Genomic DNA, 12,122 nt, shown 5'->3' with positions numbered 1-12,122 from the left:
TCGTTTGGCAGGTTAAACCACTGAGTAGGCTGCGCATCTATGGCAGTAGTTTACTCCCCCTTTTTGTGCTTTGCTCGTGAAAACATCTTCTCTTACACTACTGGCTTTCCTCTTGGGGCTGCTGCTGGCTGCTCACACAGATGCCCACCCACGCCGGCTACATCCTGGCAGCCCCGCCCGCACCGAGTCGAAGGCGTATATCCGGCAAAACGTGCTACCGGTTGTGCGGCAGCAGCGCCAGAAGCTGGAAACTGTGCTTAGTGCAGCCGACAAAGCACAACTGACCCGCTACCGCACCGAGTTGCAGGCGCTCCGCCAGCAAGCCCACACGCTGCGCCAAGCTACCAAGCCGGCCCCCGGAACTGCCCGCCCTGCCCTGACACCTGCACAGCTGGAGCAACGCCAGCAGCTGCGCACTTCCACTAAAACCATCCTGCTGAACGTGTCTCAGTTAGCCCGGAAGTATGAGGCCGATATCAGCCAGCTAACCCAGGAAATTCAGCCCCAGCACCAGCAGTGGCTGGCTGATCTGGCCGCCATCCGGGCCCGCCACGCAGACACGACAGCACTGGGCCACCAGCGCCGCGGCGGCCCCGCCAGCCACCTGTTGCGCCCGGTTCGCTTTCTGCTCCTCACTCCTGCTGCTCCTACCCAGCCACAACCCAGGGCCGCCGCGGCCAGCCTTTACCCTAATCCGGCCACAGCCGCCAACCAGCTTACCTATGCGGTGCAGAAGACCGGCCCCGTTACCATTGAGTTGCTGGATGGGCGCGGCAACACACTCCGTACGGTGTGGCAGGAGAGCCGCCATGAAAAAGGCCAGCACACGCTGTCCATCAGCCTGAGTGAGCTGCCGGCCGGTACCTATTTCTACAAAATCACTACCCGCACCGGCGCCGAAACCCGGCGTTTCCTCAAGGAATAAGGCGGCTTACTATTCGTTGAAGGCCAGCTCCCTTGGGGCTGGCTTTTTATTTAGGCCTGTTGCCAGCCGCTCAACCGCCTGCTCTGCGCCAGTTGCTGCTTATCTTTACGCCCTATGCTGCGCACTCCGTTTACCTGGCTTCTGTTCTTTATTGCCGCCACAGTGCTGGCCGGCTGCTGCGGTTCCGTTGCCTGCGACTGCCAGGATTCGCTGGATGATGCCGTTACATTCAGCTTCAACCAGACCACCGGCGCCACCCGGCCTTTCACGCTGGACGAGCTGGATTCAGTGTTTTTTGTGCGTGAGCTGCGCCGCGATACTGCTCGTCGGCCCACCATCGACACCGTGCTGCTGGTGCGCCTTGCCGAGCAGCGCGCCAGCAATGTAGTGCTCAACAATGCGCAGCCATTTGGGCAGCGCGGTACCCGCAAGCTCAACCAATACCGCTACCTGCTGTACCTGGGCAAGCGCCGGGCCCCCACAGTGCGCTTCCGCATTGATAGCATCCAGCTTAACAGCCGCCTGCAGAGCGACGGCTGCTGCACCTGCAACAACAACACGCTCAAGCGGGTATTCCTCAACGGCAACCCGCAGGCCATCGATGCCACCGACCCCAGCGGCCAGGACAAACCCGTGCCGGTGGTTTTGAGCCGCTAACCCGCTTGGCAGGGCAGTTTCGTGTACGTCCGCAGGCCGGGCGTTTACGTATACTCTTCACCCGAAGACCAGCTGCTGTGAATTGGCTACCTTCGGAATTGCTGCTGCTATATGCCTCCTGAACTCACCGTTGACCGCCCGGCTTTGGCCGTATTTCCTTTCCAGGTTTCGCTTAGTCTGGAGCCTATCATTACCTATTGGCAGGCGCGTGAAAACGATGCTAATCCCGGGGTAGCACTGCTGGCCCGCGCCATTGGCGAAAAAGTGGCGGCCGAAGCCTGGTGCCGTGGCCCTATCACCGACATGAGCACGCTGGAATGCAACTGCGACCTGGTGGATACGCTGATGCTGGCCATGTTTCCGCCGGCTTCCTTCCGCCATGATATCAGCGGTGCTATTGTGCCGTTTCAGCGCTACAGCTTCTACCACACGCCACGCTTCGCCGAGGTACTGCTTACGAGTGCCAAAACCGTAAAGCAGCCGCTCAACATTGATGCTGCCACGCTGGAAGTGCACACCGCTCGCATGGCGTACCAGCTGGTACTGGATAAAGTATACGGCGTGCAGATGCCCGACAACGGCACCATCATCTTCACCGTGCCTGATTACAGCATCGGCCTGTACCGGCATTATAGCGTGGTATTCGACTCCACATTTCTGGACGTTCGGCTTGTGGGGCCCAGGCCCGAGCTAACATCAGAGCAGGTGGAATTGCTGACGCGTAACCCTAACCGCCCTGATATCTGGCAGGAGCTGCTGCCGCCAACACACTTCGCGCTGGAAGGCTTCAATATCCTGCACCTGGCCGATGTGACCGAGCAGGAAATTCTGTCGGAGCTGAAGTACGACTTGCTGGAGCGCGACGTTCTGCAGGCTTCTGACCGGTTGGAGCAGATTCAGGAGAAACTACGGGTGCTGTTTAAGCGGCCGTTTCTGCAGCTTGGCATTGCAGCCTACAACGAGAAAAAGCGGGCCTTCGTGGATTTTGGCCGCAAAATCAACCACAGCTTCCTGACCAAGCAACTCCACAACCAGGATGCCGGCTCCGGCTTCCGCCAGATCTATTCTGAGCTCTGGCAGAACCGCCAGCCGCTGGTGATTGAAGACGTGGAAACCGCTGATATTCCGGAAGACCTGCGCCAGCAGATCCTGAGCATTGGCATTCGCTCGGCCATCCTGGCGCTGCTTCGCTACGGCGACGACACCGTGGGCCTGCTGGAGCTGGGCTCGCCAAACGTGGGTGACCTAGACGAGTTTGATCTTGAGACAGTAGCGCAGTTTGCGCCGTTGTTTGCGGTGGCCGTGAAACGCAACGCCGAGGAAATCCAGACGCGCGTGCAATCCATCATCAAGGAGAAATTTACGGCCATCCATCCGAGCATGGAATGGCGCTTCACCAACGCGGCTGAAAATCTGCTGCAAAAGCAGGAAGACGGCAACCGGGGCGCCGAAATGGAAGACATCGTGTTCCATGACGTGTATCCGCTGCACGGCTCCTGCGACATTCGGGGGTCCAGCACGGCCCGCAACGAGGCCATCCAGGGCGACTTGGTGGAGCACCTCACGCTGGCCAATAAAGTGCTGAAAAAAGCGTCGGAGTTTCAGGCGCTGCCCATTCTTGACGAGCTGAAGTTCTACGTCAATAAAAACCTGCGCCGCCTGCGCCAGGGCCTGATTTCGGGCGATGAGGTGAGCATCTTTGAGTCGCTCAGGACAGAGGTAGAGCCGCTGTTTGAGTATTTGGGGCAGAACACACCCGAGCTGCAGGCCGTCATCAGCCAGTACTGGTCGAACATCGACCCGGAGCTGGGGGTGCTTTACAAGCGCCGCAAGGCCTTCGAGCAAAGCACCACCCTGCTCAACGACGCCGTGAGCGACTACCTCGATGAGGAAGAGGAAAAGGCTCAGCAGATGTTCCCACACTATTTCCAGCGCTTCAAAACCGACGGCGTGGAGTACAATATTTACGTGGGCGCATCACTGGTGGAGCACAAGCCGTTCGACATGGTATTCCTGAAGAACCTGCGGCTGTGGCAGCTGCTCACCATGATTGAAATTACGCGGCGCACAGTGGCCCTCAAGCCGCAACTGCCCGTGCCGCTCGATACCACGCAGCTCATCCTCATTCATAGCCAGCCGCTGGGCATCCGCTTCCGGCAGGATGAGCGCCAGTTTGATGTGGACGGCGCCTACAATATTCGCTACGAAATCATCAAGAAGCGCATTGACAAGGCTACTGTGCAGGGCACCGGCGAGCGGCTCACGCAGCCCGGCCGCATTGCGCTGGTATACTCGCAGCAGCGCGAAGCCGACGAATACCTCGAATACCTCGACTACCTCCAGGACCGTGGTATGCTCGAAGACGAGATTGAGGAGCTGGAGCTGGAAGAGTTGCAGGGCGTAAAAGGCCTGCTGGCGTTGCGGGTGAAAGTCCGGATCAGCTAGAAACCGACCACTAAAGCATGAGAAGGCCGTTTAGTAGCTCGTAATGAGTCATCGAACGGCCTTTTCTTATGTCTTATCCTTTGATGTTCAACTCCTGCTTTTCCCGCCAGTACAGCCGTAGCGCGGTGCGCAGCAGAATCAGCCAGAGCAGGCCGGCGGCGAATCCGGCCAGCACATCGGTGGCGTAGTGTACCTGCAGGTAGATGCGGGTGAGGCCGATCAGCACAGCCCAGACCAGCAGTAATAGTGCCCAGGCCGGGTGGCGGCCGTGCCGCCAGAGCAGCCACGCCAGGCAGCCGTAGAGCGCCATGCCAATCATGGCGTGGCCGCTGGGGAAGCTCAGCCCCAGCTGAGGCAGCAAAGCCGTAGCGGGTCGGGCCCGCTGGAAGTGCGTTTTGAGCAGCTGGTTGAACAGCGAGGCGCCCGCCACGGCCAGAAAAACCTCCAAGGCTTCGCGCTTGCGCCCTCGCCACCGTAGCGCGGCCGGCAGCAACACAGCCGCCGCCACCAGAAACGGCAGCGACGCGAAGAAAGTAATGAACAGGGCCCCGTTGGTAATCGGCGGCCAGAAGGCCCGCAGCGCATTGGCCTGCCCGATGGCCCAGTTATCGAAAACCAATGAGTGAGCCCCAAACACGATGCGCGTGAGGTAGAAAAACAGCAGCAGCGACGCCAGAAACACGCTGCTCACCAGCAGGATTTCCAGGGTCAGGAAGCTAAACAGTGCCAGTAAACGAGCCGTCAGATTCTTCATGCAGGTTAGATTAGCACGAATAAAAACGAAAAAGCCGGTCCATTTCTGGACCGGCTTTCGTGCGCTCGGGGAGACTCGAACTCCCACACCTTGCGGAACTGCCGCCTGAAGACAGCGCGTCTACCAATTTCGCCACAAGCGCATCTTGTGTATCAGCGGCCATTTTGCCCTAGCGGGGTGGCTTTTGATGCTGCAAAGATAGGGGCATCTTTTGTCATCAGACAAGCTTTGCGCAAAAAAAGTCGATAAATAGTTGTGCAGAAATTAGCTATTCAGGCTATTCAGGCTGTTTTTCAGTTGATTGCAATTGATTTCTAAATCTATTTTTCACCCGATTTTCTATCTGCTTCAGCACCGGAATGGCCACCACCAGCCACACCAGTCCGGCCGTGAAGCCGGCCAATACGTCGGTGGCGTAGTGCACCCGCAGGTATACGCGGGTGAGGCCGATGAGCAGGATGAGCGCCACCAGCAAAACCGTGAGCAGCCAGCGCAGCCAGCGGGGCCGCACGTGCGTTTGTACCAGATAAACCAGCAGCCCGTAAAACGAAGCTGAAATCATGGCGTGCCCGCTCGGGAAGCTCAGCCCCGACGCCGACACCAGCGGCAACAGCGGCCGGGGCCGGTTGTATAACTGCTTGAGTACCAGATTGAGCGTGATGCTGCCCAGCGCCACCACCGGCACCAGCAGCGAGTACCAGCGGTGCCGGCGCAACAGCAGCAGCCAGTTGATGAGCAGCAGCCCCGTAACCGTAATGAAGTTGCGCGAGGCAAAAAACGTCACGGCTTCCACCCACTGCTGCTTGGGCCCGAGCAGGTGCCGCGCCCAGCGGAAAGCTGCCGCGTCGAAGGTGGCGGCGTCCTGATCGAACACCTCCCGGCCCAGCGCCAGAAACCCGACTATTCCCACAATGCCGAGCAGCACCGTCACGGCAAACTCGGTTAGAAACAGTACGCTGCCAGCCAGCAGCCGGCGCAAATGATTGGTCATAGAAACAAACTGTAGTATAGGCCGCCGCCAGGACCGTATAGCTGGTAGCCCAGTCCTGAGGCCCGGGCCAGCCGGGGTGCGCACACCTATACGTACGATACAAACCCTGACTTATGCCACACTCCTTGCCAGATTCCGGTTTCGACCGGGTAGCCGCCTTCTACGACCCGCTGGCACGGCTGGTGTACGGCCGGGCACTGCACACCGCGCAGCAGGCCGCACTACAGGCGGGTTTGCCAGGCGGAGCCCCGCGGGTGCTCATTATCGGGGGTGGTACGGGCTGGGTACTGCTGGAAGTGCTCCACCAGCGGCCCCAGGCGCGGGTGCTGTATCTGGAAGCTTCGCCCCGGATGCTGGCTCGTGCCCGCCAGCTGCTGCCTACTGCTGGGGCCGCGCAGGTGGAGTTCCGGTTGGGCACGGAAGCAACGCTGCTCCCCACCGAGCGGTTTGAGGTAATCGTCACGTTTTTTCTGCTGGACCTGTTTGAGCCCGGGCGGCTGCGGCAGCTGGTGGCCCGCCTGCACCAGGCGCGCCAGCCCGGCGCCCCCTGGCTGCTGGCCGACTTTGCGGCGCCCCGCACGTGGTGGCAGCGCGGCCTACTGATGTCTATGTACGGCTTCTTCCGTCTCACCACCGGCATCAGCGCCCGGAGCCTGCCCCCTATTCATCAGACGCTGGGCGGCCTGGGGTTGCGCCCGGTGCAAGAGCTGCGGTTTTTTGGCGGGATGGTGGAAGCCGTGGTGTGGCAGGACGTGACATTGTGACGAATTGTGGTCGTGAAGGCCCGCGTCCTCTTACATTTACGGCCAGCCCTCACTCCTATTCCTCCTCCCTTGTCCATGCAAAAATTTGCCGCTCTGCTTTTCCTGGCATCGTCACTAACCCTGGCCCGGCCAGCGGCCGCGCAGGCGCCCGTTGCCTATCAGGTAGCCTTTCCGAACGCCGTGCACCACGAGGCCCGTATTACGGCTACGTTTCGGGAGCTGCCCGCCGGGCCGCTGGAGGTGCGCATGGCTCGCTCGTCGCCGGGCCGCTATGCCCTGCACGAATTCGCCAAGAACGTGTACGATGTGCAGGCCACTGACTCGAAAGGCAAGGTTCTGACCGTGACGCACCCCGACCCCTACGGTTGGGACGTGCCCGGCCACGATGGCACCGTGGTGTTCACCTACACGCTGTTCGGCGACCGGACCGACGGCACGTACGTCGGCATTGATACTCGCCACGCCCACCTGAACATGCCCGCTACGCTGGCTTACGCCCCCGCGCTGGCCCAGCGGCCGGCCGAGGTGCAGTTTGCCATGCCCGCCAACTGGACGGTAGCCAGCCAGCTGCAGCCCAACGCCGCCGGCACCGTCTGGCAGGCGCCCAACCTGCAATACCTCATGGATTCGCCTACTTCCCTGGGCGAGCAGCAGGTGCGCACCTGGCAGGAAGGTGGCCGCACCATCGAGCTGAAGGTGCTGCACGACGGCACCGACGCTGAGCTGGATGCCTACACCGCCAACACCAAAAAAGTGGTGAAGGAAGCCGCGGCCATCTTCGGGGGCCTGCCCGAGTACGACTTCGGGCGCTACACCTTCGTGGCCAACTACCTGCCCCAGACCAGCGGCGACGGTATGGAGCACCGCAACTCCACGTCGCTGACCAGCCGGCGCCCCTTGCGCGGCCCCGAGGCCATCGACAACCTGGGCACCGTGGCGCACGAGTTTTTCCATAGCTGGAATGTGGAGCGCCTGCGCCCGCAGGACCTTGAGCCGTTTGATTTTCAGCGGGCCAACATGAGCAGCAACTTGTGGTTCGCCGAAGGCTTTACCCAATACTACGGCGAGCTGCTGCTGCGCCGGGCCGGCGTATACACCGATGAGGAATATTGCAAGGAAGCCCTGAGCGGCATTGTGGATGCCATGCTGAGTATGCCGGGGCCCAAGCGGTACTCGCCGGTGCACATGAGCCAGCAGGCGCCGTTTGTGGATGCCGCCGCCGCCATCGACCCCAACAACCGCTCGAACACCTACCTGAGCTACTACTACATCGGGGCGGCCAATGCGCTGGCCCTAGATCTGGAGCTGCGCCAGCGCTACCGCACCGACCTCGACACCTACATGCGCACGCTCTGGCAGCAGCACGGCGCCCAGCAGAACTACGCCCCCGCCAAGCCCTACAACCTGCGCGACCTGCAGCGGGTGCTAGGCGAAGTCACGCGCGACACCACGTTTGCGGGGCAGTTTTTCCGCCAGCACATCACCGGCCACGAGCTGCCGAAGTACGACGAGCTGCTGGCCCCGGCCGGCCTGCTGGTGCGCCGCGCCCACCCCGGCCAGGCCACGCTGGGCGCCCGCCTGCAATTCAACCCCGCCGACAGCAGCGCCACGCTGGGCACTACGCTGCTCGGCAGCCCGCTCTACTTGGCCGGCCTTGACCGGGAAGATGTATTACTGAAGCTCGGCGGCCAGAAGCTAACCGGCAACCCGCAGGTGCAGAAGCTACTAGCCACCCACAAGCCCGGCGACGTGGTGCAGGTGGAAGTGCGTGCACGCGACGGCAAACGCACCGTGCCGGTCACGCTGCAGGAAAACACCGACCTGGAAGTAGTGCTCAACGACAAAGCCACCCGCAAGCAGCTGGCCTTCCGCAAAGCCTGGCTCAGCGGAAAGGCGAAGTAGAACTGTAGCGTTTGTCATCCTGAGCAAAGCGAAGGACCTTGCTACGTCGGAACGACCATCGTGTGTACGAATCGTTCCGACGTAGCAAGGTCCTTCGCTTTGCTCAGGATGACAGATAGTTTCCGTTACCGGCGGCGGCCAAACAGGCGCAGCAGGAACAGGAACAAGTTCACGAAGTCGAGGTAGAGCGTGAGGGCGCCCAGCACGGCGGCTTTGCGGTCGGTGGCTTCGTCTTCGTAGCCGAGGAAGGCCAGCATCTTCACTTTCTGGGTGTCATAGGCAGTGAGGGCCGTGAAGAGCAGCACGCCCACGAAGCTGGAAATCCAGTACAGCAGTTCGCTGTTCAGGAAAATATTTACCACCGAGGCCAGCACCAGCCCAATCAGGCCCATAAACAGCAGATTGCCCCAGCGCGAGAGGTCGGTGCGGGTGAAGTAGCCGTAGAGGCTCATCAGGCCAAAGGTGCCGGCCGTGATGAAGAACGTGGAACTGATGGACTCCATGGTATACACCATGAAGATGATGCCCAGCGTGAGGCCGTTGAGCGCCGAATAGCCCATAAACGCCGCCGTAGTAGTGCCCGCCGACCAGTCAAACGCCTTGCGCGAGAGGAAACCGACCAGCGCAATTTCGGCAACAATCAGCCCCAGAAACACAAACCGATTACCGAACACCAGCTCCTGCAGCGCGGCCGAAGAAGCCACCAGCATAGCCACGGCGCCACTCACGGCCAGTGCGCCGGCCATCCAGCCGTACACCTGCGTCATGAAGCGCGCCATTACCTGGGAGGCTTCCTCCGGCGAAAGGGTCAGTTGGGGTTGCGGCTCCTGATAGTTTTAAGAAGTAAAATCTTCCATTTGAATAGGATGAGAGGTGAAAATAAAGTCGAGGCAAATTAGGGGTTTGCGGCAGGTTAACCTAACGCCAAACGCCCGCTGCCGATGCCGTAGCGCAAAGCCTCTACCTTTGCGCCATGCCCGCCCCCAAGGACCGCCGCCTGCCCCACATCTACCTGATTATCCTGATTGACGTGATTGTGGGGGCGGCCATCGGGCCGGTGATGCCGGAGTTTGTGCAGGGCCTTCCGCAGCCGCAGCTGTGGCTGTCGGTGGGCACGGGGCTATTTCTGGGGGTGCAGCTGTTTTCGGCGCCGGTGCTGGGCCGGCTCTCCGACGGCTACGGGCGGCGGCCCATCTTCATTTTATCGGCGGTGGGCACGCTACTAGCCAATGCGCTGCTGCTGCCGGTGCGGGCCGGACTGTTCTTCGTGAACCGCGCCTCCGACGGCCTCACCAACGGCATGTACGCCACCGTCCGCTCGGCTCTCACCGACATTTCGCCGCCCGAGAAGCTGTTCAAGAACCTGGGCATCGAGGGCGCCATCATTTCGCTGGGCTTCGTACTGGGGCCCATGGTGTCGGGTGTTTTGCTGACGCTGCTGCAGGTGCCGCCGGGCCAGGAAGCCACCTACGTGGTGCGCCTGGCGCTGGTGCTGGCCGCCCTGAACGTAGTGCTGAGCGTGCTGCTGCGTGAAACTCACACCCGCCGCAACGGCGTACGCGGCGCCGAGCTGCGGGCCGAATTGGCGCTGGCCTTCAACCCGCTCACGCTCTGGGCGCGGCTGCGCGAAAAAGAAGTTACTACGCCCGGCGTCCGGCGCATTGTGCTCACGCAAGTGGCCCTCACGCTCAGCACTGGCTACTATTTCTACATGGTGCCGTTTCTGAGTTTGGGGCCGCTGCAGATGGATGCCCGCGCCATTTCGTACTTCTTCATGTGCTTCGGCGCCCTGAGCGTGGCGCTCAACTACGGGTTCTACACCTACCTCGCCGACCGGATCAACCAGCGCAAGGCCATTGTGTGGCTGGCGGCGCTGGGTGCGCCGGTGCTGGCCGCCTACGGGCTGGTGGGCACGTCGGTGGTGGCGCTCTACGTACTGGTTGTCATTGACTGCTTCACGCTGTCCTTGATTCAGGGGCTGCTGGAAGGCCTGCTGGCCCAGCGCACCACCGACGTGGATCGGGGCGAGATTTTCGGGCTGAACCAGGCGTTTCAGGGGCTGGCCAGCTTTGCCACGACGATTGTATTCGGGGCCTTGTCGGTGCTGGATCTGCGGCTGCCGTGGGCGTGGTTTGCGCTGTGTTTGGCCGCCGTGGCGGTATTGGCCGGCTGGAACCGCGCTACGCTCCCCGCCACCGCTACTCCCGCAGATACCAGCGCAGCGTAGTCCAGATAACCAGGCTGACGGCGCCCAGCGCCAGAATGCGGCGGCCGTGGGTTTGGTCGGCGGCGGCAAAGGCCGGCACCTGCCGCCCGTCAGGCAGGAGCTTTTTGTGCGACGACAGGTGCCATCCGATAAACAGCCCTATCACGCCGCCCAGCAGCGCCAGTGCGTAGCCGGCCATTATCCAGGCGCGCTGGCTTTCCTCGGGCCGGGCCAGGGCCGCCAGCCGGTTCTGGCGCAGCAGCTGCACCGTATCTTCCGACACGTTGCGGCCGCGCTGTTCCAGAATCCGGCGCGCCAGCGTCACATCGAAATTGCTCCATTCGTCGGGCTTGGCCAGGATGTCGAACAGCTCGTCGTCGGTGAAGCCAAACAGGTAGTGGTCGGCATCTACTTCGGCGGTGCGCTGCTCGTTGATGGCTGCTTCCAGGCCGCGGGCTGTCAGGAAGTCCTGCTGGCGCAGCTTCACCGTGAACTGGGCGCGAGTGGTGTTGTAGGCAAAAGCAGGGTCGAAGCTGTGCTGGTCGGAGCTGGTTTCGAAGGGAATTTCCTGTTGCCTGAGCAGCAAGAGCAATGGCTGGGCGGCTTCAGAGGTCAGGAAGGTCTGGTACTGGATAAACTCGGCGGGCATAGCGCAACGGGAATAATTCCTCGCTAGATACCAACTTTTCCGCGGGCTGGTGGTACCTTTTCAGAAGCCGCGCTTGGCTCGTGCCACTTTTCGGTGGCGGCGCGCGTCTATCAGCTGTACGTCGTTCTGTACTTTGCGCTATGCTTGTTCTCCGCCTATCCATTTTCGCTACCGGTTTGCTGCTGGCCGGCGGCGCCTTCGCCCAAAGCCCATTGCCCGGCGCCACGCTCGGCGTAGGCACCCCTTTGCTTGGTCTGCGCAATTCGCGCCAGAACGTGCAGCTGAGCGCCGGCATGATGACGGCCGGCCGGCTGGGCACGGCGGCCTGGGTGAGCCCGATTGCCAGCTACCGCCTCACGCCGCGCCTGAGTGTGTTCGGCGGCCTCACCTATCTGCGCCTTACGCCCGGCCCCGCCTACTACCCCAGCGCCACCGCCGACAACCAATTGCGCCCCTGGACCGGCTACAACCAGTTTCTGATGCAGGGCGGCGCGCAGTATCTGGTGTCGCCGCGGCTGGCTCTCACGGGCACGGCCTGGAAGGAAATTCCGGGCGCGCAGCCGCGCATCAACCCATACGCCGGCTTCGGTAGCATGGGCTCGGGCATGAGCTTGCGGGCCGATTACCTGATTACCGAAAACCTGTCTATTTCAGGAGGTTTGCGCATGAGCAACGGCCAAGGCGCCAACTTCCCGGGCTACGTGCCGGGGCTGTCGGGCGGGTTCTGGTAGGCCAGAGCTCATTAGCGCATTCACTCCTCTTTCACGGACAACGCCGGCCCGGCAGCTACTCAAAGCTACCGGGCCGGCGTTGTCCGTGAGAGCCTGCC

The 12,122-nt window shown here is 61.6% G+C and carries 11 protein-coding genes and 1 tRNA gene; 7 read left to right on the top strand and 5 right to left on the bottom strand.

Annotated features, from left to right (window positions below; translation table 11 throughout):
- Positions 1-76: 76 nt before the first annotated feature.
- The 3 genes from H8B14_RS21295 (at position 77) to H8B14_RS07490 (ending at position 4,027) form a co-directional block, all read left to right on the top strand.
- The gene (locus tag H8B14_RS21295) at positions 77-925 is read left to right on the top strand and encodes a T9SS type A sorting domain-containing protein (protein WP_187314994.1); all 849 of its coding nucleotides are present in this window, start codon (positions 77-79) and stop codon (positions 923-925) included.
- Positions 926-1,039: 114 nt separating this feature from the next.
- Positions 1,040-1,582: a hypothetical protein gene (locus tag H8B14_RS07495; RefSeq protein WP_187314993.1), complete on the top strand. Its 543-nt coding sequence runs from the start codon at positions 1,040-1,042 to the stop codon at positions 1,580-1,582.
- A gap of 111 nt (positions 1,583-1,693) precedes the next feature.
- Positions 1,694-4,027, top strand: a complete 2,334-nt coding sequence (locus H8B14_RS07490) for a GAF domain-containing protein (protein ID WP_187314992.1) — start codon at positions 1,694-1,696, stop codon at positions 4,025-4,027.
- A 73-nt stretch (positions 4,028-4,100) separates the two neighbouring features.
- Here H8B14_RS07490 and H8B14_RS07485 read toward each other — a convergent pair whose 3' ends face one another.
- The 3 genes from H8B14_RS07485 to H8B14_RS07475 all read right to left on the bottom strand — a co-directional run bounded on the left by H8B14_RS07485 (position 4,101) and on the right by H8B14_RS07475 (position 5,772).
- On the bottom strand, positions 4,101-4,781 hold the full coding sequence (locus tag H8B14_RS07485; RefSeq protein WP_187314991.1) for a phosphatase PAP2 family protein: 681 nt from the start codon (positions 4,779-4,781) through the stop codon (positions 4,101-4,103).
- 60 nt (positions 4,782-4,841) lie between these two features.
- A tRNA-Leu gene (locus H8B14_RS07480) sits at positions 4,842-4,923 on the bottom strand.
- Between the two features lie 135 nt (positions 4,924-5,058).
- A complete protein-coding gene (locus H8B14_RS07475; protein ID WP_187314990.1) occupies positions 5,059-5,772 on the bottom strand; it encodes a phosphatase PAP2 family protein in 714 nt (237 codons plus the stop codon).
- Between the two features lie 113 nt (positions 5,773-5,885).
- On the opposite strand from H8B14_RS07475, the gene H8B14_RS07470 reads away from it, so the two are divergent.
- On the top strand, positions 5,886-6,536 hold the full coding sequence (locus H8B14_RS07470) for a class I SAM-dependent methyltransferase (RefSeq protein WP_187314989.1): 651 nt from the start codon (positions 5,886-5,888) through the stop codon (positions 6,534-6,536).
- Between the two features lie 75 nt (positions 6,537-6,611).
- Entirely contained in the window at positions 6,612-8,438 is a 1,827-nt protein-coding gene (locus tag H8B14_RS07465; RefSeq protein ID WP_187314988.1) for a M61 family metallopeptidase, read from the top strand.
- A 125-nt stretch (positions 8,439-8,563) separates the two neighbouring features.
- On the opposite strand, the gene H8B14_RS07460 is transcribed toward H8B14_RS07465, so the two are convergent.
- Positions 8,564-9,217: a Bax inhibitor-1/YccA family protein gene (locus H8B14_RS07460; RefSeq protein ID WP_187314987.1), complete on the bottom strand. Its 654-nt coding sequence runs from the start codon at positions 9,215-9,217 to the stop codon at positions 8,564-8,566.
- 194 nt (positions 9,218-9,411) lie between these two features.
- Between H8B14_RS07460 and H8B14_RS07455 the strand changes: the two genes are divergently transcribed.
- On the top strand, positions 9,412-10,665 hold the full coding sequence (locus H8B14_RS07455; protein ID WP_187314986.1) for an MFS transporter: 1,254 nt from the start codon (positions 9,412-9,414) through the stop codon (positions 10,663-10,665).
- Here the strand turns inward: H8B14_RS07455 and H8B14_RS07450 are convergent.
- Positions 10,637-11,293, bottom strand: coding sequence for a hypothetical protein (locus tag H8B14_RS07450; RefSeq protein WP_187314985.1), 657 nt, complete (start codon positions 11,291-11,293; stop codon positions 10,637-10,639). The two genes, H8B14_RS07455 and H8B14_RS07450, sit on opposite strands and share 29 nt — an antisense overlap.
- 140 nt (positions 11,294-11,433) lie before the next feature.
- Between H8B14_RS07450 and H8B14_RS07445 the strand changes: the two genes are divergently transcribed.
- Entirely contained in the window at positions 11,434-12,024 is a 591-nt protein-coding gene (locus H8B14_RS07445) for a hypothetical protein (protein WP_187314984.1), read from the top strand.
- Positions 12,025-12,122 lie beyond the last annotated feature (98 nt).

This window comes from Hymenobacter puniceus (genome assembly GCF_014333525.1).
Taxonomy (GTDB): domain Bacteria; phylum Bacteroidota; class Bacteroidia; order Cytophagales; family Hymenobacteraceae; genus Hymenobacter.
This window is presented reverse-complemented; position numbering and strand designations above follow the sequence as displayed.